26 protein-coding genes and 3 pseudogenes are annotated in these 26,748 nt (G+C 41.0%); 16 read left to right on the top strand and 13 right to left on the bottom strand.

What is annotated here, in order from left to right:
- Positions 1–645, bottom strand: a pseudogene (locus BMX02_RS06730) (hypothetical protein); the annotation flags it as partial.
- 258 nt (positions 646–903) lie between these two features.
- Between BMX02_RS06730 and BMX02_RS06725 the strand changes: the two are divergent.
- Both BMX02_RS06725 and BMX02_RS06720 read left to right on the top strand, forming a co-directional pair.
- Positions 904–3,558 carry a cation-translocating P-type ATPase gene (locus BMX02_RS06725; RefSeq protein ID WP_091689916.1) on the top strand — a complete coding sequence of 885 codons (2,655 nt, stop codon included), beginning with the start codon at positions 904–906 and terminating at the stop codon, positions 3,556–3,558.
- Between the two features lie 189 nt (positions 3,559–3,747).
- Complete coding sequence (locus tag BMX02_RS06720) at positions 3,748–3,942, top strand: YegP family protein (RefSeq protein ID WP_091689915.1); 195 nt, start codon at positions 3,748–3,750, stop codon at positions 3,940–3,942.
- A gap of 1,389 nt (positions 3,943–5,331) precedes the next feature.
- Here BMX02_RS06720 and BMX02_RS06705 read toward each other — a convergent pair.
- Positions 5,332–5,586 carry a hypothetical protein gene (locus BMX02_RS06705; protein WP_091689912.1) on the bottom strand — a complete coding sequence of 85 codons (255 nt, stop codon included), beginning with the start codon at positions 5,584–5,586 and terminating at the stop codon, positions 5,332–5,334.
- A gap of 407 nt (positions 5,587–5,993) precedes the next feature.
- Between BMX02_RS06705 and BMX02_RS06700 the strand changes: the two genes are divergently transcribed.
- The gene (locus BMX02_RS06700) at positions 5,994–6,677 is read left to right on the top strand and encodes an endonuclease V (RefSeq protein WP_091689911.1); all 684 of its coding nucleotides are present in this window, start codon (positions 5,994–5,996) and stop codon (positions 6,675–6,677) included.
- Between the two features lie 750 nt (positions 6,678–7,427).
- Here the strand turns inward: BMX02_RS06700 and BMX02_RS12380 are convergent.
- A pseudogene (locus BMX02_RS12380) lies at positions 7,428–7,535 on the bottom strand (CRISPR-associated protein Cas1); the annotation flags it as partial.
- A gap of 275 nt (positions 7,536–7,810) precedes the next feature.
- On the opposite strand from BMX02_RS12380, the gene BMX02_RS06690 reads away from it, so the two are divergent.
- Positions 7,811–8,500 carry a hypothetical protein gene (locus BMX02_RS06690; protein WP_091689910.1) on the top strand — a complete coding sequence of 230 codons (690 nt, stop codon included), beginning with the start codon at positions 7,811–7,813 and terminating at the stop codon, positions 8,498–8,500.
- A gap of 54 nt (positions 8,501–8,554) precedes the next feature.
- Here BMX02_RS06690 and BMX02_RS12375 read toward each other — a convergent pair.
- A pseudogene (locus BMX02_RS12375) lies at positions 8,555–8,668 on the bottom strand (CRISPR-associated protein Cas1); the annotation flags it as partial.
- A 149-nt stretch (positions 8,669–8,817) separates the two neighbouring features.
- Here BMX02_RS12375 and BMX02_RS06680 point away from each other — a divergent pair.
- The 3 genes from BMX02_RS06680 to BMX02_RS11860 all read left to right on the top strand — a co-directional run bounded on the left by BMX02_RS06680 (position 8,818) and on the right by BMX02_RS11860 (position 11,214).
- Positions 8,818–10,692 carry a bifunctional 3'-5' exonuclease/DNA polymerase gene (locus BMX02_RS06680; RefSeq protein WP_167879304.1) on the top strand — a complete coding sequence of 625 codons (1,875 nt, stop codon included), beginning with the start codon at positions 8,818–8,820 and terminating at the stop codon, positions 10,690–10,692.
- 107 nt (positions 10,693–10,799) lie between these two features.
- The gene (locus BMX02_RS06675) at positions 10,800–11,072 is read left to right on the top strand and encodes a DUF8136 domain-containing protein (protein WP_091689908.1); all 273 of its coding nucleotides are present in this window, start codon (positions 10,800–10,802) and stop codon (positions 11,070–11,072) included.
- Positions 11,053–11,214, top strand: coding sequence for a hypothetical protein (locus tag BMX02_RS11860; RefSeq protein ID WP_167879305.1), 162 nt, complete (start codon positions 11,053–11,055; stop codon positions 11,212–11,214). Before BMX02_RS06675 ends, BMX02_RS11860 begins: the two co-directional genes overlap by 20 nt.
- A gap of 78 nt (positions 11,215–11,292) precedes the next feature.
- On the opposite strand, the gene BMX02_RS06670 is transcribed toward BMX02_RS11860, so the two are convergent.
- The 3 genes from BMX02_RS06670 to BMX02_RS06660 form a co-directional block, all read right to left on the bottom strand.
- On the bottom strand, positions 11,293–11,709 hold the full coding sequence (locus tag BMX02_RS06670; protein WP_091689907.1) for a hypothetical protein: 417 nt from the start codon (positions 11,707–11,709) through the stop codon (positions 11,293–11,295).
- A gap of 152 nt (positions 11,710–11,861) precedes the next feature.
- Positions 11,862–12,017 carry a CxxC-x17-CxxC domain-containing protein gene (locus BMX02_RS06665; protein WP_244625194.1) on the bottom strand — a complete coding sequence of 52 codons (156 nt, stop codon included), beginning with the start codon at positions 12,015–12,017 and terminating at the stop codon, positions 11,862–11,864.
- 488 nt (positions 12,018–12,505) lie between these two features.
- Complete coding sequence (locus tag BMX02_RS06660) at positions 12,506–12,763, bottom strand: hypothetical protein (protein WP_091689905.1); 258 nt, start codon at positions 12,761–12,763, stop codon at positions 12,506–12,508.
- A gap of 780 nt (positions 12,764–13,543) precedes the next feature.
- Here BMX02_RS06660 and BMX02_RS06655 point away from each other — a divergent pair.
- Positions 13,544–14,011 (top strand): universal stress protein, encoded by a 468-nt coding sequence (locus BMX02_RS06655; protein WP_091689904.1) that lies wholly within the window; start codon positions 13,544–13,546, stop codon positions 14,009–14,011.
- Between the two features lie 21 nt (positions 14,012–14,032).
- On the top strand, positions 14,033–14,695 hold the full coding sequence (locus BMX02_RS06650; RefSeq protein WP_135644031.1) for a hypothetical protein: 663 nt from the start codon (positions 14,033–14,035) through the stop codon (positions 14,693–14,695).
- 239 nt (positions 14,696–14,934) lie between these two features.
- Here BMX02_RS06650 and BMX02_RS11855 read toward each other — a convergent pair whose 3' ends face one another.
- Together BMX02_RS11855 and BMX02_RS06645 are read right to left on the bottom strand one after the other, a co-directional pair.
- Positions 14,935–15,081 (bottom strand): hypothetical protein, encoded by a 147-nt coding sequence (locus tag BMX02_RS11855; protein WP_167879306.1) that lies wholly within the window; start codon positions 15,079–15,081, stop codon positions 14,935–14,937.
- Positions 15,082–15,238: 157 nt separating this feature from the next.
- Complete coding sequence (locus BMX02_RS06645; protein ID WP_091689902.1) at positions 15,239–15,580, bottom strand: PRC-barrel domain-containing protein; 342 nt, start codon at positions 15,578–15,580, stop codon at positions 15,239–15,241.
- Between the two features lie 115 nt (positions 15,581–15,695).
- Here BMX02_RS06645 and BMX02_RS06640 point away from each other — a divergent pair, with 115 nt between their 5' ends.
- Complete coding sequence (locus BMX02_RS06640) at positions 15,696–15,983, top strand: metal-sulfur cluster assembly factor (protein ID WP_091689901.1); 288 nt, start codon at positions 15,696–15,698, stop codon at positions 15,981–15,983.
- 376 nt (positions 15,984–16,359) lie between these two features.
- Here the strand turns inward: BMX02_RS06640 and BMX02_RS06635 are convergent, their stop codons facing one another.
- Positions 16,360–16,860: a class I SAM-dependent methyltransferase gene (locus tag BMX02_RS06635; protein WP_210409173.1), complete on the bottom strand. Its 501-nt coding sequence runs from the start codon at positions 16,858–16,860 to the stop codon at positions 16,360–16,362.
- Between the two features lie 345 nt (positions 16,861–17,205).
- On the opposite strand from BMX02_RS06635, the gene BMX02_RS06630 reads away from it, so the two are divergent.
- From BMX02_RS06630 to BMX02_RS06605, 5 genes are all read left to right on the top strand, one after another.
- Positions 17,206–17,808, top strand: a complete 603-nt coding sequence (locus BMX02_RS06630; protein ID WP_342210528.1) for a CBS domain-containing protein — start codon at positions 17,206–17,208, stop codon at positions 17,806–17,808.
- Positions 17,809–17,861: 53 nt separating this feature from the next.
- On the top strand, positions 17,862–18,656 hold the full coding sequence (locus tag BMX02_RS06625; protein WP_091689899.1) for a CBS domain-containing protein: 795 nt from the start codon (positions 17,862–17,864) through the stop codon (positions 18,654–18,656).
- A 116-nt stretch (positions 18,657–18,772) separates the two neighbouring features.
- Positions 18,773–20,644, top strand: a complete 1,872-nt coding sequence (locus BMX02_RS12305) for a CBS domain-containing protein (RefSeq protein ID WP_342210529.1) — start codon at positions 18,773–18,775, stop codon at positions 20,642–20,644.
- A gap of 783 nt (positions 20,645–21,427) precedes the next feature.
- Positions 21,428–21,601 (top strand): DUF504 domain-containing protein, encoded by a 174-nt coding sequence (locus BMX02_RS12370; protein ID WP_394328886.1) that lies wholly within the window; start codon positions 21,428–21,430, stop codon positions 21,599–21,601.
- A 277-nt stretch (positions 21,602–21,878) separates the two neighbouring features.
- Positions 21,879–22,190, top strand: coding sequence for a hypothetical protein (locus BMX02_RS06605; protein WP_091689898.1), 312 nt, complete (start codon positions 21,879–21,881; stop codon positions 22,188–22,190).
- Between the two features lie 603 nt (positions 22,191–22,793).
- Here BMX02_RS06605 and BMX02_RS06600 read toward each other — a convergent pair.
- From BMX02_RS06600 to BMX02_RS06590, 3 genes are all read right to left on the bottom strand, one after another.
- A complete protein-coding gene (locus BMX02_RS06600) occupies positions 22,794–23,216 on the bottom strand; it encodes a response regulator (protein ID WP_091689897.1) in 423 nt (140 codons plus the stop codon).
- Between the two features lie 68 nt (positions 23,217–23,284).
- On the bottom strand, positions 23,285–24,181 hold the full coding sequence (locus BMX02_RS06595) for a GAF domain-containing protein (protein WP_091689896.1): 897 nt from the start codon (positions 24,179–24,181) through the stop codon (positions 23,285–23,287).
- Positions 24,182–24,306: 125 nt separating this feature from the next.
- Positions 24,307–25,818, bottom strand: coding sequence for an APC family permease (locus BMX02_RS06590; RefSeq protein ID WP_091689895.1), 1,512 nt, complete (start codon positions 25,816–25,818; stop codon positions 24,307–24,309).
- A 212-nt stretch (positions 25,819–26,030) separates the two neighbouring features.
- On the opposite strand from BMX02_RS06590, the gene BMX02_RS06585 reads away from it, so the two are divergent.
- A complete protein-coding gene (locus BMX02_RS06585) occupies positions 26,031–26,681 on the top strand; it encodes a hypothetical protein (RefSeq protein ID WP_244625133.1) in 651 nt (216 codons plus the stop codon).
- Positions 26,682–26,748 lie beyond the last annotated feature (67 nt).

The following is a 26,748-nucleotide window of genomic DNA, read 5'->3' as shown; positions in this document are numbered from 1 at the left end:
AACACTGCTGATAACAGGAGAGGTGGTATCAGGAGTGGTACCAGTATAACTTGCGGAGGTATCCACCGCAGTGTTACCAGCAGCATCAGTTGCAGAGACACTGACAAAATTAGTACCTTCAATTGCAGTGATGCTACCTTCCCACGTATCACCACTCTGGAAAACAAGAGCAATACCAGCAGCTGTGGCACTGGTTACATCAACATTATCGGTTACATGAACGGTTACAGTGATAGGATCACCAGTATCAGGAGTACTGGTGCTCAGACTAACACTGCTGATAACAGGAGAGGTGGTATCAGGAATTGTACTGACACTCAAATTCACCCAGTTACTATTGATATTGTCATAAGTATCTACAGTCCTAATACCCAGTGTATAGAAGGTATCATCAACAAGATTGGTAGTAGTGTACGAAGTCGAACTGGTAGTGGTCTCAAAAGTGCCGTCAAGATATATCTCGACATAAGCAAAGTCAGTATCATTTGGGTTGGACCAGCTCCAGCCGATCCAGGTTTCTCCAGGAGTACCAGCAAGATCGCTGATGTTTCCAGGCGGAGACGTCTCGTCAGCTACTGCCAAAGCTGAAAATAATGTTGCGATCACCAAAAGGATAGTGAAAAACCAGATAGTTTTACTCTGCAACTCAATCCCCCTCTTATTAACAAAGACCACTTTGCTGATATTCTGCGAATTTTGGAACGATTTTACCTTCTCAATTACTTATATCTTACTAAAGCTACATATAACCTTTCGTAAAAATACGAATGAATGAGCCGCATAATAATCATAGCATAATGTTTTTATGCAGATTAAATTAAGAACTCATCACTTCCAAAAAAGTCAAGATCTTCCACCAAAAAACCAAAAAGAATATCATCCTACAACAACACATGATTACCTATGAGTGGGGAAATTAAATGGTATCGTGTGCCTGTGGATGAGGTTCTTACCTTACTGGACACCGATGAAGATGGCATCACTGCTGAAGAGGCACAAATCCGCCTTTCAAAGTACGGATTCAATGAAGTTGAGGTAAAGAAAAAAGAGAGTTCCCTGCATCGATTTGCAAGGCAGTTCGCAAGCCCGCTCATTTATGTTCTTCTTGCTGCTTCACTTGTCACATTCATTCTTGAGGAATATGCGGATATGGCAGTCATTCTCGGAGTTGTCCTTGCCAATGCTGTCATAGGTTTCATTCAGGAAAGAAAAGCTGAAAATGCACTTGAGTCCCTTGCAAAGATGCTGGTTCCCGAAACAAGCATTCTAAGGGATGGGCAGAGAATGATAATACATAGCAGGGAACTCGTGGCAGGTGATATTGTACTCCTGGAAGCGGGTAACAGGATACCTGCTGACCTGCGATTGATGTATGTAAAGAACCTGCGCATAGATGAATCAATGCTTACCGGTGAATCCACAGCTGTGGAGAAGAATATCGATCCTATAGAGACCAAAAGCCTTCCACTTGCAGAGCAGAAGAACATCGCTTTTGGAGGGACACTGGTAACCCAGGGAAACGGTCTTGGAATTGTGGTCGCTACGGGCTCTGAAAGTGAGATCGGAAAAATCTCAGAGCTGATCAGTAAAACAAAGAAGATCTCGACACCACTTGTCAGGACCATCGACCAGATGGCAAAAAAACTTGCTGTTGTTATCCTCGGTCTGGCAATACTAACCTTTATTATCGGAAGGCTCAGGGGATTCGATGACCTGGACATATTCTTTGCCTCTGTAAGCCTTGCAGTTGCAGCCATTCCTGAAGGCCTGCCTGCACTCATTACCATTTCCCTGGCATTCGGAATAAAGCGGATGGCATCCCGAAATGCCATAATCAGGACCATGCCTGCGGTGGAAAGCCTTGGTTCGGCCACGGTCATCTGTTCTGACAAGACCGGTACACTCACCAAGAACGAGATGACGATAAGGAATATTTACACTTTAGAAGGGAAGTTCGATGTGACCGGTGTCGGATATACCACAGAAGGAGACTTCGAACTGCAGGGGAAGAAGATCGATCCACTTGGTCATCCGGCATTAATGGAAACACTCAAAGCCGGAGCACTATGTAATGATGCTTATTTGAAAGAAGAAGGCGGTATCGATGGAGATCCCACCGAGGGAGCACTTCTTGTATCTGCCTCTAAAGCCGGAAAATTCTACATGCAAAGAGTTGACACCATCCCCTTCGAATCCGAAGAAAGGTATATGGCAACATTGCATCAGGATGATGAAAAGAACAGCTGGATATATGTGAAGGGGTCTCCTGAAAAACTGATCGAACTGTGTAGCCATCAATTCAATGGGAAAGAACTGTCATCTATAGATCCTGAAAATTTCCTTACAGCTGCAGAGGACATGGCATCTGACGGCCTTCGGGTCATTGCAACAGCTTATCGGAAACTGGAACAAGGAAAAGATGAGATCGAAGAAGAGGATACAAAGGACCTTATATTCCTTGGGCTGCAGGGAATGATCGATCCTCCAAGGGAAGAAGTGAAAAGATCCATCTTCAAGTGCAATAATGCCGGCATCCGGGTGATAATGATAACAGGTGATCATATCCTGACCGGTCACACGATCGCCAGGCAACTGGGCATACGAACTGAGGGTGCTTTATCAGGAAGCGATATCCAGGGAATGTCAGATGAAGAGCTCACAGAAGCACTGAGAACAGTATCGGTCTTTGCAAGAACATCCCCTGAAGACAAATCAAGGATCGTTGGCCTGCTTAAGCAAGAGGGCGAGGTCGTAGCAGTGACCGGAGATGGCATCAACGATGCACCGGCACTTGAGAATGCTGACATTGGTGTCGCCATGGGCAAGTCAGGTACAGAAGTTGCAAAGGATGCATCCGATATGGTGCTTGCAGATGATAATTTTGCATCCATTGTAAATGCTGTCGAAGAAGGAAGAAATGTCTACAGCAAGATACAGAAGGTCATACTATGGACACTCCCTACAAATGCAGCAGAAGGCCTGGCGGTGCTGGCAGCTGTTATTCTTGGACTAAATAATCCACCATTGCTTCCACTACACATTCTCTGGATCAATACGATCACTGCATTGGGACTGGGAGTTTCTATTACAATGGAACCGATGGAAAAGAAACTCCTGAACAGACCTCCGAGGCCACCAAAGGAACCACTTCTTCTTCCAGTTATAAAGCAAAGGATAGTCACAGTAGCATTACTAATGGTAACTGCTACATTTTTGCTATACTTCTTCGAGATGATTCAGAACGGTAGGGATAGCAACACTGCTCAGACAATAGCACTCAACACAATAGTCTTCTTTGAGATATTCTATCTCTTCAACTGTAAGTCCATCTATGAAAATGTATTCAAAGAACTGTTTTCGAACAAGTTCATGCTAATGGGAATCGCATTGGTGCTATCTCTCCAGGTGTTCATTACATACAACCCTACAATGAACGCGATCCTTAAGACAAGCCCCATTGAACCTGTGGACTGGCTAGTAATAGGAGTTACCGCAAGCTCGGTCTTCTTCCTGATAGAACTGGAAAAATATGTAAAAAAGAAAAGGAAAATAAATTAATTGAGAAATTCGAGAATCTTTAAAGACTAATATTTAACTTACAAGAATAAGTCAGTTATCTTTGTTCCAGATTTTTCCACACAAAAAGTATTTAACTCATCACCACAAAAGAATCTCTTGGAAGTGGATAATTAGTGTTACTGCTGTGCATCAATCGTAAATAGATAATTTTACTGAAGAGGTGAGAATATGTCAAAATTTGAGATATATGCCGATAAGAGTGGAAAGTACAGGTTCAGGCTCAAAGCAAAGAATGGAGAGATCATAGCAACAGGTCAAGGCTATTCGACCAAAGCAGCCTGCATGAATGGTATACAATCTGTCAAGAACAATGCTATGGATGCCGAGATAGTTGAGATCGAAACACCTTCTGAGGAAGAATAAGTTCTCATTCCGGATATCTGGAATGGACCATTAAACTTCCAAACCTTTTAAATAATTTTTTTACTCTTTGGAAAGATTACATTTCCACTGTGAATCAAATCATTAGGATTCAGATTCCCCACAACAACTACAGGAAACATTACCTTTGGTAAGTTAATATATTAGTTAACACTTTACTCAACTAATAAGAGGTATTGATGTGAATGTCAAAGATTTAAAAGATGATGATCTCATTATAGAGTGGTTGGATACTTTAGGGGCTAGGAAGACCACTACTAACAATTATCTGTTTAGTATGCAGCACTGGGATGGGATGAGTTAATGGATATCAAATAAGCAAAGAAAACATTTGTATCATTGATTTTGATTGCAATTGTTTTTTCAATTGGCCACAGTTTTTCAGGTGTAAAGTTTGAATATGGTGGAATCTGGATAATAAGGTATGTTTTTGATATATTGTATTCATGGCAGAAGCTAGCTTCCAGAAAATGATAGAGGATGGGAAGTTATGAGTTGGGGAATGGATCATTTAACAGCCGTCAAAGGGGATCTGATTAAGAGAGATGTTCACAAATCCAAAAAAACAGATATCCAAAAACCTTGGATTGTATCTCATCAACATTCTATATTTATGTGGTTATTCATATCATCATTAATTTTTTGTGTATCTATAATTGTTGGTAATACTTTCATACATTACAATATGTTCGATATGGCAAGATATATGATATATCCAATAAGTTTATTAGCGGGAATAGTAATTTTTTTAGTATTGTTGGCTGGGTACTCAGTATACAAAGAATTAAAACACTGTTTTTAATAAAACAACAACTTTTTGACCTTTCCTCATCTTTTTTATGCTAAAGATATGTAGAAACACATGGCAAATATTTCAGTTATAGTATAAAACTGAAGGAAAGCTATTCTATGTGCATGATGATAGCGATTGGGAAGAATTTCTTGTACGAATCTTATACGAAAGATAAAGAAAGCAATTATACAAGGAAGATGATCATTGATATGCCTTATACTGAATGGAAGAAGATGGGGTTTTCCAAGGGAACATTGCATTACATGAAGCAAAACGCCAGGAGTGATAAGCCGTTTACATTGAATGCTCATGTTAAGGAAAGGTTGGAGAATTGGAAGATTGATGATAGCAAGCGATTCAAAAGATAACAACTTAGAAGAATAGTTAGAATTGGTGCTCCGGTCGGGATCTAGACCCTGTTGGTCTAGCCTGCCAGATACCTTGTCTACCCGATAAAAGCGAACCTTCGCCATGTTTGGTAAGTCGATTCTGAGAAATCTTCATGGCTTGGTAACATGTGTCCGGCACGCACGCGTTATCAGTCGACGTATATGAATTATTGTTTTGTTGTATATATCTCATTCCTTTACTTGGATGCTTATGATCCAGAATAGTATTGCACCTATAATTACGCCTGCTATAATGTAGTTAAATGATGCTTCTGCTGTTGGTATTGCTATCTTCTCTAAGCCCTGTAGATTATTTCCTCTGGTCATGACCACATCGAATGGTAGTTGGCCCACTAGTGGAGCACTCGGTCTTAGTAGATATGCAACGATTCCACCAATCAGTGCTCCTATAAAAGGTAAGCCTCTCCTATACTTTTCTTTCATCTTATCTCCCTCTTGTGATATTTCTCTGGTGCGTTTTTTCTAACTGGTATATAGTTGTGCTTTTAATATATTTTTGCTGTCAGGATTGTCCAGATTCTGGTAAGTAAAGATATTTTAAAAGTTTTTGTAGAAAGAGAAAATATGAAAGTATGCTACACATATTTTATGGAATCTAAGACTAAAAAAGGTACATGGATAGTCGTTGCTGAAATTAAAGTATAAATGTTTTAATTAAAAAAGTTGGAACGACTACTGAATTATCTTCATAGAAACCCTGTCAGATCTCAGATTCTAATCTAGTGTCTAGCGATAGTTTCCTCCTCGTTGGTGCTAATAGTGGTTGGTTATGAGTTCTTTCAAGGATTCTGTGGAGACTTTTTTATAGTAGTAAAGGCAGAAACCGAATTATGAAGACTGGAGCCGGATTGCTGGATCCGAAGTCGCACTCACCTGAGTTTTTGAGGGATATACAGGCCAAAATAGCAGCTTCTGTGAGCACAGAGGATGAATTTGGGAATCTGGAAACAATAGCAGGATCAGACTGTGCATTCCTTGGGGATTTAATTATCTGCGGCGTGATTCTTCTTGATTACGACACAATGGATGTCATTGAAAGAACACATGTGATCCGGAAAATCAATTTCCCTTACATACCAACATACCTTTCATTCAGGGAGGGAAAACCAATTGTTGATGCCCTTTCAGGACTTAAGGGAAAACCCGATCTCCTGATGGTTGACGGTTGCGGGATTAACCACCCAAGAAAAGCAGGCCTTGCTTCTCACATAGGTGTTGTGACGGACATGCCTGCCATAGGGATTGCAAAGAAGGTTCTCTGTGGTGTGGCGGACAAGCCGGAGACAGGGGAAGCAAACCCCCTTTTATTCCAGGGACAACAGGTTGGCTGGCTCCTGAAAACAAACAAGCGAAGTAATCCCATTGTGGTTGCACCCGGTCACAGGATATCCCTGAACACCTGTCTTGAGGTTACCAGAAAATGCCTTAGGGGTTACAAACTGCCGGAACCCACAAGACTCGCCCACATGTATGTCAATGAGATTAAAAGGGAAATGCTAAAGGATGAGCCTTGAAGAACTGGGGGCGAAGAGATTTTGTGTTAATTAAAAAGAGGTTGAAATCACGCATACATAATCGGTTATATGTCAAAAATCCTTGTTAGTTCAAATCAGCCCTTACAGGGATTGAAATCAGATAAAACCAACAATACCAAGAGTGATATTTAGTTTTGTTAAAAATCAGACCATTGTGGGATTGAAACTCGATTATTACTGATGATATAAGCTCAATTGACGTATGTTAAAATCAGATCTTAAAGAGATTTAAAAATAGACTTTTTGTACGTAAGCTTTGGAATTGTATCCGTACTAGAGCAAGTTTATACCGATATTGCTTTAGGTGTAATTTTAAGATCCGTATGTCTACTCTGTAGATATATTATGTAGACTAAGGCCGATTTGTATATTCCTAAATCTTAATGCTGTAGATATAGAGCAGATAATTTACAATCCTATTAAAAGAAATGTATTTCTGTTTCCGAAATGGAATTATCTAAATCCGATAATTAATTATCTAATTCCGATAAGTGATACTATTAGTCGGATATAGGGATATTTAAACTTCTTTTGTAAATATATATTACTGATTTAGTAATATTGGGTCGAATATAGCTTACGATAAGATTATATCCGTAGTACGTTACGCTTTATATCCTAATAGGATAAAGTTTGTACTCACGATATGGTATCCGTATATCAAAGGTATATACGATACATATTCACTATCCGTACGTAGATTCTAATAGGATAAAGCAAACCTAGTTTTTAGCCTGCAACCCAGTTCTCCAACCTCTCCCTCACATGAGCATTGAGAGAAAATAGTTTATCGCTCCTCGCGTTCTGCTTCATGTAATGCAACGTACCTTTAGAGAACATCGAAGTGGTTGCTGCAAAATATTGTTGTGATCTTATTCAGATGATGAAGATTGAATTGGATATGTACTGTCCGGATAGGCAGCATTTGTATTCTGTTAAATCCTAACAACATTCATTTTTGAACAGTAGAAAATCCGCATCTTCCGACACTGCAGACATCATATATGGGCATCTGCCATTCATTTTTAAAATTGAACTTTTTATGCCATTAAATATATAAATATGGCCACAACATAATCGATTTTATCTCATTACTTATGAGGTGGGTACAAATGAAAGCAAGAATATTAGTATTAGGGGTGCTGGCTGTGCTTATATGTGCAGGGCTAGCGGTATCGGTGCAAGCAGCAAAACCAGGAACAGACTTCAATGGACCACACTACAACCTGAACATCATCGGAAAGGATGTTGACTGGAACGGTAATGGTAATGGTTATGATAACGGACACACAATGTTCGTGCCTGAGAACACCAGTGATTTTAATATTACTGTTTGGGACGAGGGAGTTGAAACAGTAGTTCCTGGTATTAGAATAAATATAACACAGGGCGCTGAGTTTAATGTCATCGATGGAAATGCATTCGATGATGGCACATGTGCATTCCAGCTGGCACCAGGAAAATATCATGTATACATTGCTGCCAAGGCTAAGCCGGGTGGATATACAAACATCGTCGGCTGGGTTCAGGCTAACAACACCTACTACTTTGATATAGGGGACGTACAGGTCTCTAAATCTAAAAAAGCACAATGGGATGATGCTACAGACCTATTCTATGTAAGTGGACAGGAAGAACCGAATGCCATTGATATGCTATCAAACCAGGACAATGTATGGGTGTTCGACTATCTGGCAGCGCTAAATACATACGATCCTACCCTCTATCCAAATCCACTTTACTTCTGGCAGTATGACAACCACGGAAGCAAACTGGTTCAAATACGTTTCTACGAAGTTTGAAGCTTGAACTTTCTTCTTTTTTCTCTTTTTTAATTTGCAAAAATCTCGTTATCCCTAATTCTCCAACCTCTCCCTCACGTGAGCATTCAACGTAAACGGCTTATCACTCTTGGCATTCTGCTTCATGTAATGTAAAGTACCCTTAGAGAATCCCATCTTCTTCCATTCAAAGGACACCTATGCCAAGGTCCAGATTGTAAAGAACCGTGGAGGCAGGACAGTAGAACCACTTTTCAAATATGAGAAAGCCCTGCATAACTTTATACCTATAGACCTGAGACTAGATTAGGAAGAGCCAGAACAAGGAGATGGGAAAGATGCCTTTACCTGAAGTTTTCCAGTATCTTATAAAGCGAATAGATGCCAAGGATAAAGAGCGGCGGCTGGGAAGAGGTGGAACTAATCAGCCGGCATGTTCGGTATCCTCTAAATCCCTCCCAACAACAGAGGCATCTAAAGAGGCTTTTTCAGACAACGAACCACGGCTCCCAGAGTACCAATTAATCACGACTGCAGCAGAGCTTAAGGCAGGGGTAGACCTCTTAGAAGGTGCCAGGTACCTAGCAATAGACACCGAAACCACCGGATTAAACCCATTAGAGGCAGAGATCCGGCTGATACAGATAGCAGCTCCAGAGACCCCAGTTTTAGTTATCGATTGTTTCAGGCTTCCAGAGGACAGTAGAGGGCCTCTTAAGGATCTGCTGGCGGGTGGAGTCGCTAAAACTTTCCATAATGCTAAATTTGATCTTAAGTTTTTGAAACATGCGGGGCTTCCAGTAAACGGTAAGATCTTTGATACTATGCTAGCAGAGAGACTTTTAACTGCAGGACTGACGAACACACCGGGGGCCAGTCTAAAGGCACTTGCTAAAAAATACCTGGGTGTGGATCTCTCCAAGGAAGAGCAGGTATCAGACTGGGGCCAGGCAGACCTAACCACAGAGCAGTTAAGATATGCTGCTTTAGACGCTGCTATCCTGCTGGACCTAAGACCGAAGCTAGCCAAAAACCTGAACGCCTACGATCTCGTGAGAGCTGCAACCCTTGAGTTTGAGTGCGTGCCTGCCCTAGTGGACATGGAACTAAACGGCATGCTGGTAGATCAGAACAAGTGGCGTGTACTTTCATCTAAGATGGAACAGGAACAAGCCGAAACCGCCGAGAGAACTAAAAAACTGCTGGGGGATCCTGGCATAAACCTGAACAGTCCTAAGCAGGTACTGGAGGCCCTAAAGGCTCACGGTATTGATGTATCAAAGACGGATAAGGAAACACTTAAACCACTGGCCGACGAGCACCCTGTAATTAAAGTACTCTTGGAGTATAAGGCAGCTGCTAAGATTGTCAACTCTTTCACTAAGAAGTATCCGGAACACATCAGCCCGGTAACGGGACGCCTGCACCCAACCTATAAGCAGATGGGAGCAGCTACCGGAAGGATGAGTTGTGTAAATCCCAACCTCCAGCAGGTCCCGAAAGGGTCAGAAATCCGGAGTTGCTTTATAGCGAGCCCAGGCAACCGGTTAGTTATAGCGGATTACTCTCAGATAGAGCTCAGGGTAATGGCCCAGATCAGCCAGGACAAGAGAATGCTAGAGGCCTATAAGCATGGTGGGGATCTCCACAAACTTACAGCTTCCTTGATTACAGGCACACCTATAGACGAAGTAACAAAAGAGCAAAGGCAGGCAGCCAAGGCTATTAACTTCGGTATGGTTTACGGCATGGGTGCCACTGGGTTAAAGGACTATGCTAAGAACAGCTACGGTGTAACCATCAGCAAGCAAGAGGCCGAGAAGTTTAAGCAGGCGTTTTTAACCTCTTATCCAGGGGTACAAAAATACTTCATGAGAATGGGGCATCACTCCCAAACCCGGACATTATCAGGCAGGCGGCGATTATGGGACGGACAGCCGAAGACAACCCAACTCTATAACACTCCAATACAGGGTACAGCAGCGGATATAATAAAGCAGGCGTTGGGCTGGCTTTCGCCTAGGCTGGCACCCACGGAGGCCTTGATCATTGGGGTGGTCCACGATGAGATTATCTTAGATGTGCCTGTAGAACAGGCCGAACAAGTCGCCAATATTCTGAAAGATACTATGGAGGAAGCAGGCGCGAAATATCTGACCAGCCTCCCTGTAGTAGCAGACACAAAGATAGCTTCCAACTGGAGCGAAAAGTGAAGGATGCTGTCATGAAGATTTTCAACATTGTGGATACTTCAAAGGAGGTTTCGACCTGACAGATAACCGCCACCATCCTAAGAAAAACACTACCATGGAAGGCCTAAATGACAAAAGAAACCACCATTGACCCCGATTGCTTAAAAAAATTAAACCGTGATGGTCTGTTATCGCTTTCATCAGAGATGATCCCGGATATCTACGACCGCGTTAAAGTACAGCGTTTCAGGGAACGTGAAGGCGACAGTACCAAACTAAAGTACCTCAGGGTCCTTGTGATCGCGATACAGGCACACAATTCGATTCTGAAGGATGAACAACTAGAAGATATCGAACACAGACTGGCAGCACTGGAGGAGGATGACCACACATACAATTGAGAAGCGACTCAAGAAGCTTGAAAGAAATGAGACTGCAAAACAAGTGCGTGGAGTTTACATATACGATTCGGAGATGGTGATTCCTGAGGAGGTCCTGGCCAGTGGGAAGTATATGATCTATTTGCCGGACAATCATAGGTGATAATATGGCTATTGAATCGATCAAACACAGGATAGAAACGCTTGAATTGTTCCAGTGGAAAAACACACGATATATAAATCACTCAGTTTTCTTATAGCAATCCATGCAGACAAAGTACAGGTATCCTGGTTCTGGTGGTTCATGCATGTCTCCAGGATATCCTCGTTCGAACTTCAGGACACCAATCTGGTTTCCGCTTACCTTATCGTTGATGAAATCACCACATTCCATACATCGAATGGAATCACACTCAGACGTGAATATTTCCATGAGATTGTTTTCCTTTTCTTCATGATCCTTTTCATAGGCATTCGCACACTCTTGACAGTAGTATACACTGCCGTATTCTGCATCTTCCCGAAAAGGCTCCTCAAAGCATTTGCCGACAAGCCCTATCCGTTCAAACGGTAATCCATAGATCCTACTACCGCGCTGGAACTCTTCCTTGCATTTAATGCATTGCTGCACCAGATATTCATCTTCATGATCACTCATTTCCAATCACCTTCATCCTCGACTTTTAAGATCTTCATAAGTGGCTTCAAGCGGATTTCGACCACGAAGTTTCGATCACAGCCTCCTGAAATGATACAGTAGTTTACAACATGGTACTTTGATCTTTAAAAAATATTATTATTCACAGCCACTCAGTCTTTTTTAGGTGGTTTGTGTTTCTGGAAGCATTCCCTGCAGTATACCGGTCTGTTTGGGTCCGGTACGAAAGGCACTTCTGTTTCCTGACCGCAGTTAGTACATTTTGATTTGTGCATATCTCTTGGCCCTTTGAAATCTATTTTTTTCATTTGTATTCTTCCCGTTGTCATTTATGAAATATTTAAATTTCACTTAATATTTTATTGAAGCTACTTGTTCAGTTTGCTTGCAGGGTGCAATAGGTTGGTCATAGCACATGAACTGGCCATAACCTTTCTGCCAGATACTGATCTTCTGTATCATTTCTCTTCATCGATATTTCAGCATAAGTATAAACGTCAATATTGTATTGATCCAGAAAATCTGCAATACCCCGAATTGCATTTCCCCGCTTAAAAAATGTGTTCAATTTAATATATATTTATTGGAAGATCTCAAGATGAATCTGTTGAGGAAGAAGATCATTGACATTTCTGACACCGAATGGAAAAAGATGGGGTTCTCAAAATGAGCGTTGCACAAGATTAAGTGGAAGATTAAGAGAGGCGAGAAGATTAAGTGGAAGGGGAAGGGTATGAGGAAACTGGGTGAGTTCGTGGTTATCCTTATCCTCAATGCTACATAAGAGCGAAAAATATCACAAAAGAGGTTTCAGTCTTTCAAAGATTGTTGTTTTGAATTCCTTTTCCACTTCTCTGATGGTATTCGAGATATATGTGAGTTTTTCAGTATTCTCGGCAATTTCATCTAGGATTTCCGCTTCAACCCAGATATTTGCGCTAAATTCATGCCCTCTTGGTTTTACCTCTACAAAGTAACGGGTCGAGCCGAGTGGTTCAAAAAATTCACGTAATTTAGACTTTATCTGCTTTTCCAGTAGTGTTGAACGTTTCATAGTTCTGATTTCCTTTATTCATTTTATAGCGGTTTAGACAGGATTTCTACAGGGCCTTCTTTCCATTTCAATTCATTAAATATGTCTCTCGGACGTTTTGATTTTATTACATCATTCATAAAATACCTTTCAGAAGGTTTAATATGTAGATATTAAAAATATTCCAATACAGATCCCCATACTCTGTTGAATTCCCATCCGTTCCCCTCAATATTAGTTAGACTAATTTTAAAATAAATAGTTATTGTAGCTGGTTTCTCATTACTTCAAGCCATTGAGTAGAACAATAATGCAGTACGTTGAACATCCTGAGCATAAGTTTGATGGTGATATTGGAATTCTTGAAGCCTGTTTATGTTGTTGAAAGGCATATCAAGAATCTTCTTCATCAATCTTAATATAAAACTTTGAATTGTTGCGTGTCTATCGCTCTCATTTTAAGACTTACACCTTACATCATTTACCCTTTTAATGTTTGATCCCCACTACAACATGTACACCCTCTAAAGACATCAAGAGTAGTACAATAATTGAGGAATTGTGTCAGCCTCCTCAGAACATCAAGAATGACACGGCATAAAGGACAGAATGCCAATCCCATGAATTATACAAAAATAGCATCCGAAATTTCAGATCTCTCAATTTGGGAGTAAATGTCTTTGTAATCGCCTTCTTTTAGTATCGCATGACTGCGCCGCGATGCACGGGAGATAGTTGTTAAAAGATAAATCCAATAGTTTTATATCCATTCTTTGATTATCGATTTAATGGTGAGATGTTATGAAAAGCAAGGTTTACAGGAAAATAATGATCGCAACCGATGGATCAAAAAACGCCAAAAAGGCAGTTTCCTGCGGAATTGAAATCGCAAGGTTAAGTGAGGCAAAGGTATATGCTATACATGTTGTGCCCAAATATCTTTCTTTCTCAATGTTCACTGGCCCGAGACCGCCGAGCTGGGACGAAGTGTATGATATACTGAAAGAGGAGGGGAATGATGCACTTGAATATGTGCAGAAGGTAGGAGGAGATGCCGGTGTAAAGGTGGAATCCGTCCTGCTTGAAGGACATCCCGATAACGAGATTATCGATTTTGCAGAGAACAATGATATTGACATGGTGGTAGTAGGCACGCTTGGGCTGGTGAAGGCCACACTTGGTGATACAGGAATAGAAAAATTCCTGCTTGGAAGTGTGGCAGAGAATGTTATCAGACATTCCAAGGTACAGGTGCTTGCTGTGCGGTGAAGATAATAGGTCGTGCTTTCTGTGAAGGAAGAATACGGGAGAAAGAAAGGAATACGTTCTCCCAAAACGGCGATTATGCAAGTAAGTATCAACAAATTAAAAGGAAGCAAACTATATTCTGAGGAATTGGACATCGACTTGAAGAAAAACGATGATAAGGAACTTTTCAAGTGGTTTTTGGCCAGCATCCTTTTTGGAACAAGGATCTCTGAAACAATTGCAAAGAACACATACAAAGCTTTTGAAAATTATGATCTTTTAGAGCCAAAAAAAATACTGGATGCGGGTTGGGGCCTGCTGGTGAACCCTGTTATGAGAGAGGGTGGCTATGTGCGTTATGATTGGAAAACATCCACACAAATTCTTAAGAATTGTGAAATGCTTGTGACAGAGTACAATGGGAGTTTAAAAAATTTACATAAAGAAGCAAAAGACAACAAGGATTTGGAAAAAAAATTAATGGATTTTTATGGTATCGGTCCAGTAACAGCGAATATATTTCTGAGAGAATTAAGACCGTTATGGAGAAAGAGCGATCCAGAACCGTTGCCGATTGTAAAGAAAGTTGCCGAAAAATATGAGGTAGATATAAAAGAATATAACAGGAAAAGTTTGGATTTTGTTAGGATTGAGGCAGGTCTAATAAGATTGAGAAATGTGATAAAGAAGGATTCGATTCTATAATTTTTAGGTATCAATGACGATACCGTGCCTCACACTCAGAACATAGATCATGACCTTTCAGATCAATATCCTCCAGACAATTTGAGAAGTACATTACGCACTAACTGTCAGGACAGTGCCCGCTCTCGAATATGATATTATCTTGGCGGCAATCGCTTTTGAATGTTAACGGCAATATGCCAATGCGTTATGTGTATGTACTGTATTATGTAATGCAGATGAATATTGAGAAGTAATTCTTAAATATCCCCATTATAAATCATCCATTTAATGGCTTCGTAAAATTCCTTGTACTGGCCGGATTTGGCATTCTCGCCCCCTTTCATCCAGTTGCGGAACGTCTGGTAGGATATACCTGCAGCTGGAGCAGCGTGTTTGTATGGCATCCCTCTTCGATATTCCCGCACAGGATTTTCAGGACTTCGGAGTCGAGTTTACCTGACCGACCAACTTTCGCCATGAACAAGGGTCATGGGAAGCGATATAAAAAGGAAAGTTCAGGAACCGTCACATGACGTCCCTGTAATACAAAATCAACGCAATTTAGCAGCGCACACACAACGGACAGCCAAAGTGTTTGTAAATCTTTTCTTCGTATTCGCGAGTAGTTGTATCAGGCCATTTATCCTCTGAAAAACCCGGTGCACTATCCAGCGTGGAGCTAGCAACATCCAGAATAAAACTGTGCTTTTCCCCCAATTTGAAAACTCCCCAGGGAATGCCAACATATCCATCTCTACTTTTAAGCGACACAATGACGTATGGAATACAATTTTGCTCCAAGTCTATCATAAAGTCTACGAAATTCCCAATTTCTTTTCCCTCTGCATCCTTTATAGGATCTCTGGCTATGGTCTCTACAGATAACATCTTAGGTTTTGCCATATTCGAATTACCCCCGTTAATAATTCAGTAGGCATTTATCATGCCCGTAATAATTATTCAGGATGAAACTATTTAGTTATTATCATAAAGTGCAAAGGATAAGGAGTGGGTGCCTATGGTCACTAAAGAAGATGTGATGGAAGTTCTTAAGAAATGCTATGATCCCGAGATCCCGATCAATATCGTGGACCTTCGGTTAGTGTACGATGTAGATGTTGAAGGCGATCAAGCCAATATCAAAATGACCCTAACAACGCCAGGTTGCCCAATGGCTGCAATGATTCTGGATAATATCAAGCAGAAGGTTGAATCGATTGACGGTATAAAGAAGGCAGAAATCGAGTTGGTCTGGGATCCTCCATGGACACCTGATCGGATATCAAAAAATGCAAAAAACGACTGAGAATGAAATAATGGAAAAATATGACTTAGTTGCTCCATGAGGTGATTTACGACTTGTATCATTTTCCTGGAGTAGCTGCAGAGTAGGATTGTCCTTTTTGTTGTTCAATATGAGGATCTGTAGAAATCCTCACCACATGTGACATGAAGCCTTAACATACCTCTCAAGGTTGTGTATCACCAGCTTGACCTTAATTCCCTTTACCTTATTCCTGTACACTCTGATGTTTAGATTTGATTCCGGATTTATCGCTTTACAGCCCTGACAACCACAAAAGAGCCCTTTCCATGACTTGGGAGCACAGGCTCGATATCCTTTATGTCCTTCAGATCCCTGAAGATGGTTTGGGTGAAAAAAAGTCATCAAACCCTGAAATTTAGAGCAGGGACACGACCTCATTCACAGAATAGAAATTGGCAATTTCATAGAATACATTTTTCTTTCTTTTTTCCGTATATGGCCTGCCAACAGAGCTGTTCTTATCTATAAACCCTATGATAAAAGAACCATCAGGATTCAGGATTCGGTTCACTTCCCTGAATGCAGATTCAATATCATCAAGGAAACAGATGGTTGTGACCATCAGTGCAAGGTCGAAACTGGAATCTGCAAAAGGGAGTTTTTCAGCCACACCTTTGACCACTTCAATACCCCTTTTGTGGGCGATATCCAACATCCTGGACGAAGGGTCAACACCTAAAAGAATACCTAATGGAGCTGCAAACCTGCCGCTTCCAACACCGATCTCGAGTCCTCTTGCATGTGATGGTATATTGGCCTTCAGTGCCTTAAGCTCCGATTCATAGGCCGGCCTGTTCTCCTCGAACCAGTTTTCGTATCTAGATGTGTACCTTTCAAAGGGTTCAATCCTTGGCATGGGAGACATCCAACCTTGTAATTAAGTAAGAAATCAGCTGGGCAAACTTTTTAGCTGAGTCTTTAATAAATTAATAATTGAAAGCCCAATTCATCAAACTTTCCCTCACATGAGCATTGGGGGTAAACGACTTATACAGATATAGGTCAATGTTGAAATAATTTCATTGTGATTGACTCATCTCGAGTATAATTCACAATTATCTCGCTGACTACATTAAGGAGTAAAATTGCACACAAGCACATATATATAATCAAAAACAAACCTTTTGAATAGTGGGAAATTAGTAGTACAGTGGGATTAACATTTCATTGCTAAAAAATAGGAACCGTGGTAACTATGGTTATGGATACTACAAATGATCAGGGGACAAACGAATCTATCAAAGAGATTGAGAAATATATCTCGGTCAAGGAAGTAATGACAGAAAAAGTGATTACCACAGATATCGAGGAAAGTGCTATAAAAGTCGGAAAGGAGATGATAAAGCACAATGTGGGCAGCATAATCGTAACAAAGAACGATGAGGCAGTGGGAATCATAACTGAGAGAGACATGATAAAAAAGATAATAGCAAAGAACAAGAAACCTGAAAATGTCTCTGCTTCCATGCTCATGTCTTCCCCCTTGATAATGATTAAACCATCCACGAATGTCATAGATGCTTCTAAAACAATGTCTAAGACCAATATCCGCAGGCTTGCTGTAATGCAGAATGGGAAGATTGTGGGCATCATCACAGACAGGGATCTACTTACGATAGCACCCGGATTGAATACAATACTGGCAGATCTCATAGAAATGAACCGCGAACAAAATGTTATAGCGGAAGAAGAATATGAGGGAGGAATATGTCAGAGATGCGGTTACTATGTCGCTGATCTTGCAATGGTAAATGGGAGAATATTGTGCGAGAGCTGCAGAGATGAAGAAGAGTACTACGATTAAATTTATTTTTCACATAATGATTTAGTTCAATATTTGAAGGGGGAGGTAAATCGATGACAGTAGGTCAAATAATGTCAAAAGATGGGGTATTCGTAAAGAAAGATGATTTCGTGACCCACGCACGGCAGATGCTGCGTGACCATTTTCTGCGCAGTCTTCCTGTAATCGATGGTTCTGAAAGGCTAGTGGGTATTCTTACGGATCAGGACGTGCTTAACATAACGGCCAACAAATCCCATGTGACGGTGGCAGGGTATGCAAGGGAATGCCCTTTGATCACTCCTGACATGGATGCCATAAAGGCCGCGAGACTGCTTGTAGAGGTCGGGATGCACAGGGTCCCAGTGGTCGCCTCAACCAGTGACAGAAAGCTTGTGGGTATGCTGAGCGATGTAGATCTGCTTAAAAAGTTCAAGATTACCAGGATATCCCCGAAGATGGTCAAGGAGATCATGGAAACAAAGGTCAAGACCTGCAATCCGAATGACAGCATCTCAAAGGTCTGGCAGAACATGCTGGACCAGGACTTTACAGGCATCCCCGTGGTGTCCGAGAAGAACAAGCCCATGGGAATGATCACAAGAATGGACATCATCAAAGCCGGGTTCGCCAGGATCGGCTCCAGTGATGCACACGGGACAAAGCCCAATGACTCCACAAAGGTGGAAAAGCTCATGTCAACCCCTATATATGCAACATTGCCCGAAACCTCGATATCAAAGGCAATAGAGATGGTACTACATTACGATATAGGCAGGCTGATAATTATAAGTGATTCAAAGATGGTGGGAATAGTCGGAAGGCATGACCTTCTCAAGGCATGTCTTGTTGGTAAGACCTCTGAATGAACTCTCTCAAAACGTATGTCAAGATAATGTTAACGATTTTTCGTAGAGAAATCATATTGAAAAGTGGGAATTAAGGGGTAGAATAATATCAATATTTTGGGAGTTTGGTGGTTCAATTGAACATACAATACAAAGCAACAAAGCTTGCAGATGAAAAAGTAAAGGCTCAGGAGAAGCTAAATGCACAGGATAAGACCATTCAGAGAAAGGATCCTAAGATGATGGACATGACAGGGACAATGGACTTTGGACCTGTAAATTCCCAAGCAAGGGCTTCGGAGCATGAAGGGGAAATAATGGCAATTGCAACAAAGGAAGTCGTGACACTTCCCCCCACCACCACAATAATGGGTGCGATCAAGACAATGACAAACAAGGGGTTCAGGCGTGTACCCATAACGGATGCAGGGACAAATCGGCTGGAGGGAATTGTCACATCTGTGGATGTCATCGACTTTCTGGGAGGAGGGGACAGGAACCTTCTGGTGGAGAATAAATACAAAGGTAATCTCCTGGTAGCCATCAATGAAAGCGTACATGAGATCATGCAGAATGACGTTGCCTTTATTAAGAACAATGCAAAGATATCTGAAGCACTGGAGATGATGCTTGAGAGAAAGGTCGGAGGCATACCCATCGTGGACGGTGAAAAAAAGGTGGTCGCCATCTGTACAGAGAAGGATTTCGTCTCACTTGTTTCAGATGTTCCTGCCAACAAGACCATCGGGCAGTATATGACCAAGAAGGTGAAGACAGTTTCCCCGGACACGAAGATAGGTGAAGCTGCAAAGATAATGATCAAGGAAGGGCTGAGAAGACTGCCCCTTGTCAGGGATGAGATACTTGTGGGGCTTGTCACAGCCTCTGATATTATGCACTATCTTGGAAACGGGGAGGCATTCGACAAGATTGTTACCGGTGACATACATGAGGCGTTTGATGAACCCATCGGCTCATTGATCTCAAAGGATGTTGTGTGGGCCACATCAGATATGGACCTTGGCAAGGCAGCATCCCTCATGATGGAGAACGATGTAGGTTCGCTGCCGGTAATCGATGAGGGTACCCTTTGCGGGATAATCACGGAGAGGGATTTCCTCAAGGCAATGTCGAAGAAAATCACCAAGGCAAATGCAAGGAGGGAAAATATAAAGGTGGCAGATATCATGAGCTCACCGGTCTATATAATATCTCCAGAAGAGCCCATATCACATGCAAGGGGATTGATGCTCAGGCATAAGATAAGCACCATTGTTGTCATAGACAACGAAAAGATGGTCGGAATCGTCAACAAAGCTGATATCGGGAAGAAACTGGCTCAGGCAGAGCCTGTATGGAGAAGAAGACCCATCGATAAGATCCCTGTAAGCATGGTCATGAGGGAGTCACCCATAACCATCTACCCGGAGGCAACGATATCACAAGCCATCAGCCTGATGCTTGAGAACGAGATCACCTACCTTCCTGTTGTAAGCAAAAATGTTGTGGGAATAGTCACAATGACCGACATTGTCAGAAATATTTCTGAGGATGGTCTTGAAACCAAGGTTTCTGAATTCATGACCGAGGACGTTGTCGTTGTACACAGGCATCACACGATCAACCATGTCATAGACGAGATGAATGAGAACGAGATCAACCGTGTTGTTGTGATCAATGATATGAGCGAGGCCGTTGGAATGATATCCGCAAGTAACCTGGCAATGAGCATGATGCAAGATAACGAAGGAAAGCTTCCTGTAAAGAACATAAAAATGGCACGTCGACCCATGCCTGCGGGAGAGAAGGTCTACAGATATGTAAAGGAGGTAGCTCTTGTTGCTGAGGATATAATGTCAAGCCCCCTGATCACCATAAAGGCGGATGAGACGGTGGTGAACGCTGCAAAGATAATGATCGAGGAAGACCTCACGGCCCTGCCAGTTGAAGAGGATGATGATATAGTGGGCATAATCAGCAGAACCGATGTGATGAGAGCAGCAAGGTGAGGATAGAAAAAGAAGTTATCAAAAATCAATACCAACAGAACAGGAATCAAGTGATATTAGAGAGGCAGTAACATTGTAGTCTAGTTCACCATGATGTTTCCTATGACTTAATTCTTTGAAAAATTAACTTTAACCTTCCTACATAGACTGTCTTGCTTAGGCGAATCGGGCAGGCTGCCGAAATGTCAGCAATAAGAAACGGTGGCCTCCTAGCTATTTTTTTTAAAAAATGCTTAACTTAGTCTATATCGTCATTAATCAAGTCCTTTCCTCATTTGTTGTACTATTCTTGATGTCTTTAGAGCATGTACATGTTGTAGTGGGGATGCAAACATTAAAAGGGTAAATGATGTAAGGTGTAAGTCTTAAAATGAGGGAAATAGACACGCAATAATTCAAAGTTTTATATTAAGATCGATGAAGAAGATTCTTGATATACCTTCCAACAACATAAACAGGCTTCAAGAACTCCAATATCACCATCAAACTTATGCTCAGGATGTTCAACGTACTGTATTATTGTTCTACTCAATGGCTTGAAGTAATGAGAACCCAGCTACAATAACTATTTATTTTAAAATTAGTCTAACTAATATTGAGGGGAACGGATGGGAATTCAACAGAGTATGGGGATCTGTATTGGAATATTTTTAATATCTACATATTAAACCTTCTGAAAGGTATTTTATGAATGATGTAATAAAATCAAAACGTCCGAGGGACATATTTAATGAATTGAAATGGAAAGAAGGCATGGATATAAACGAATGCAGCATATAGTATATCCACAGGGGTGTGCCTGGAGATACAAAAACGGTTTCAGGAAAGAATATAGTAAACATTGGACACTTATTCTTTACGCTTTTTCCAGATACTATGATACCATATCATAGGATACTTCAAATCAAATACAAAGGGAAAACGATATACGTAAAGACTGCACCAGAACATATTTAATCTGTAAACTTTTCTAGAACTAATCCATTCACAAATACAATAGTTCGCTAATTTCAGTTTAAACTCATATAAACGACATTATATGATACATTTATATGTGGTAAAATTCCCTCCTCATGCATTTCCAATCGCGAATCAGCGCAGAGATTTTAATCATAAATTAAGTCGATCAAAACATACAAACCAAACTAAGAACACTTATATTTATTTTGAGTGGCAAAGTTAGGTATATAAGTAAAAAATATGAATAATTGTTTACTTGTAAGGGAGTGATTTTATGGTAGAATCTGACATAGTTGAGTTAGTTAAGTTACACAAAGAATTAGAAGAGTTCCAGAAAAAAATTGCAGCTAGATTATCACTCGATGAATTATTAGATGAATCGTTTATGAGAACATACACCTTCTTTGGATTTAGTACTATTCAACAATTTATAGATGCCTGTGAAGGACTTATCGGCATTGCTTATTCAGATATCGATAAAAGCGATGAAAAATTCAATGCGTACATCAGGGACAATACCTCATTTGATAACTGGTCTGAAATGATTGGTAAGGCAACTATGATATGGGCAGAGAAACAATTATAAAAACAGTCAAACAACGGCAGTTAATGCAACTGAGCGTTTTCCAGCAATTTTTAATGAGTTCACAAATAGCAGTGCATCACTAACTTCTGTACTTGAATTTGAAATTTTACCTTTTTTATTCGAATTATTGTTTAGTACAGCACAATATACCCATAATTGGGGGTATAAGTTAACCGAAGGGTTTAATTATCGTTTGAATGGAAGAAGATGGAGTTCTCCAAAGATACGCTCCATTACATGAAGCAAAATGCTAGGAGTGACAAACCGTTTACTCTTAATGCTCATGTGAGGGAAAGGTTGAATCAATGGGAAAAACTTGTTTCAAACGCTTAATTTTATGGGGATAGTTGTCGCTTTTGTCGATTTACTACGGAAATTAGGCGACAATTACAGGAGATGCGACAAGTTAAAAACATTAAAAATATAATTTTAGAAATGAAAATTAGAATCACACGTTCTTCTTCAGCATTTCACTCATTTCAGTAGCATTAGCCTTTATCTGTTCTTCAAGTTCATAGATATTCCGAAGGATTAACTTTGCTTTTTATACACCAACCCATACTTAATTGCATCCCGTATTTACGCAATCTAATCTTGAAACCATCATGTTTTGCATAATAGAGACTTCGTTTCGTTGACTTCTCCTGCCCTATCCACGGAGTTGTAAAACACAGAATGAACAATATACCCCAGATCTTCATCCATAAAGGGCTTCGTGAGGTAACCCTGGTGGCCTACCAGGTTTGCCCTCTCACGAGTTTCCTTAGAAGAATCTGCTGTGATGAAAACTATCGGAATGCTATATGAATCACGTATCCTCATGGCGGTTTCAATGCCATCCATCCCACCCTTTAACCTTATATCCATAAGTATAAGATCAGGATGGATTGCATCTACCATAGAAATGGCATCTTTGCCCTTTGAAGCAAAACCAGTTACAGAGTAACCCATCTTCTCAAGCTTCAACTTGATCATCATACCAACGATCAATTCAACTTCAACAACAACTATTTTTTTACTTTTCATAGTAATTATCCAGATATATCATCCCAAAAAGGAACTGTTTTCGTACCCATACCCCAATATACTTTCATTCATGCCGTACTGTAATGCACACTATCACTCATTACGGACATCGTCATATTACTGATCATAAGACCGGCTAACGACTTGATCACATCAAGACTGTCACGATCATTTTCAGGAATTATGAATTCAGAAGATGATGACGCGATCAATAATCCTACAAAGTGGTGTTCATGATGGATAGGAATAATGGCAGTACCCTGCAAACCCTCATCCTGCATCCGTGCACCCGTAATGAAAGGAAAGATCTCAGAATAATGCTTGTATATAGGGAAGCCGTTCTGTGCAAAGTTCACCTGACCGGAATCAGCACCAAAATACGATACACTGTTCACAAAGTCATTTGAAAGTCCCTTATGGTTCACAAGTACCAGCCCCCCGGTAACCTCGTCAACCACATATAAAGCACAAATATCGATAGCATCGAGCTGAGTAGTCAGCTCAAGAAGGACATCCATGGAGTCCTCCAGATTAACAGGCCAGCTGAGATCACTGCCCAGCTCATCCTGAATGAACATAAAATCATCACGTTTTTTCTCATCATTAATATCAACGATCTTCGCCTTCAGGCATTGCATGCGACCATCCTCATCATAGATGATCTGTGACTTCTCACGAACCCACCTGACATCACCATCTGCCTTCATTATCCTGTATTCCTGCATGAGATCGACTTCAGAACTATCAGAGTACTTCAGAAGGGCCTTTCTAACCATTTCAAGATCAGTAGGATGAATTATATCTTCATATGACAGGCCGCCAATTAGAAAATCATCGGGTTCATAACCAAAAAAGGATACATTATCTGATACGAACTCAAGTGGCCAGCCATATTCAGACCTCCACACGAATACCACCTCGGGTATTTCATATTGAAGATCCGGTAAATTCACGATTCCTTTCATTATAGCACCCACCCCAGTTCAAAAGATAAATTGAATTTTAAATAAGAATTCCAGTTTATATATCTAAAAATATAGCAGTTCCCGGAGATCTCCGGGAACCTTTCAACAGATAGAGGAGTTGTTTATCATTTCTTCCTTGAAATTGCTGGTATCAGGCTTACAGCAGCGACCTTAGCCTTATCAACATGAGCCTCGTGCTGTGAGTAGAACCACATTGGAACATAGAGACCAAGCACACATATTCCAACAACGGTTGAGAACCAGCTTCCTTCAACACTGTTAAGGTAGATCACACCGACCAGACAAAGTGGAAGGTTGAAAAGACCGAACAACAGTGCAACGTTCTTCCATCCGGATGGTGCCTTGAATGGCCTGTCAAGACCAGCAAGGTCCGGCCTTGATTTTGCCTTTACATATGCGAAAAGGCTGATACCGTTAGCACAAACATATCCAATTGCTGATGCAGCGAGGATAGCTGATGGAGTACCCATTGAGATCAGGATCAGGTTGAAGATACCGATAACGACCATTGCGAGTACAGGAGTACCGTGTGCATTTGTTTTCTTGAAGACCTTAGGAAGGTTTCCTTCAGTTGCCATTGAGTGCATTGCCCTTGAAGAACCAAGGTATGCGGTCTGGATGATCAATACCATTGCTGCAATGAGCATGACAATAGCGATCGTTGAACCGACATCACCGAGTGCTGCCTGTGCAAGCGGAAGCATTGGATCAATTGGTGCAGCTGCAATACCATCGATACCCAATACACCAGTAATGGTCATCTGTACAAGGATGTAAGCTACCAGACAGATAGCACCACAGGAGAACAATGCCTTTGGCACATCAGAACCAGGCTTCTTATATTCTGGACCATAGATAGCTGCAGTTTCCCATGCGCAAGCACTCCACTGAGCCATTGCAAAGATACCGAGCAGGATCAGGATATGATGGAAATCCCATGCCCAGTCAGTTGGCAGCCATGTACTGGTGATGTTAGTCATTGCAAAGTCACCGGTTACATAAGGGGCCAGTGTAATAATTGCCATTGGAATAAGTGAGAAAGCTGCAAGGATGTAACCTACAAGCGCACCACTTGAAAGTCCACGGTAGTTAACAAGTATCAATCCACCGAATATCACAATACCTGCTGCCAATGAAAGCTGATACTGGCTGAAAGAGGCTGCCAATGCGGGGAACAGGCTGTGGAGATAAAAACCTACAAGAATTGCGAAGATAGCAAGTACAGGGTTCCATGCGAACCAGTAACTCCATGCACTGAATCCACCGATCAATTTACCCTTGTCATACTTTCCTTCATGGTTAGGTGACTTGAAAACATTCTGTGCGAATCCAGGCAGACCGGATGCGTTAGGGAAAGTTGTTGCAAGTTCACCATAAGCGAGGTTCTGCATAAATCCCTGGAAAACAGAGAGACCCCATACAATAATAGCAAATGACCATAGATAACTAGCAAAATAACCAATCGATGGCAAGATCAATAAAGGTACACCAATAGCAATAGCCAATCCCTGTTTCCAATCGATCGATCGTTCGAGCTCACCGGCTTCACAGACAACTTTAGCACATTGCTCTGCGTGTTGCCAGTCTATACCAGCTCCTCCTTTTTCTTCAGACATATTCCATCACACTCCTTTTAATAATGATTCCTTATAACAATAAAGAAAAGACCAGAATCATATATAGCATAATTTGCTTTGGAAGCTCGACTGATATTGGAAATGGAAATGCCCATAGGAAATGACTAGGAGTGTTGGATATTCCAAAGACATGAGAATTTCCAAAGGCTGTTGGAGATTGGCAGGCTGAGATATGGGAAGATCTCCTTAAGTTGCACTATGGTCTGATCTCAGGAACGGATATTGAAGAGAAGTATTCTGGTTTGTATGCTATCTCAAGGGTTACTGTTTCAACTGCAAATGTCCTGAGAAGGTTCAAGAAATTCAATGCAGGTAGGGAATGGAAAGACCAGATCAAGCCGTTCAACTTCTATCTTGTAGGATTCCAGGCAGTTGAAGAAAACGGAAAAGCGGTCAAACCATTAATGTCTTTTTCAAGCGATCCTCAGAAGGTTGTTTATGAACCGTTCATTGATTATGAAACTGGAGAAATCAAAGAAGGTTCTCATTATTTCAAGCCGTTGAGCAGGACAATTGGGCAGTATGTGGAACATCCTGAACATAAGTTCAATGGCGAAGTTGGGATTCTTGAGAGAAAGCATGTACATGCCGATGGTGTTGTTTACATTGGGAAAGAAGCAAACAACATTGATGAACAGGAATTGAATGTTAAGCGTTCTCAAGAGTTCATCAACAAGCAAGAGATTATGAAGAATATCTTCAACATATCTCAAAAGGAAGCTGAAACATTAGGGGTTTCAAGGAGTAGGTTTCATGGGATTAAGAGAAGGATAAGGGAAACAGGGGATTTGAATTTCTGTACTCCTGCTGTGAGGAGGTTGATGAAAAAATTTGTTTGCTAAATAATGAAATATTTATTATTCATAAGGTCCATATGTCTTATGCGTGACCGAAGAAATTCTGGAAATC

Source organism: Methanococcoides vulcani (assembly GCF_900111645.1).
Lineage (GTDB): Archaea > Halobacteriota > Methanosarcinia > Methanosarcinales > Methanosarcinaceae > Methanococcoides > Methanococcoides vulcani.
This window is presented reverse-complemented; position numbering and strand designations above follow the sequence as displayed.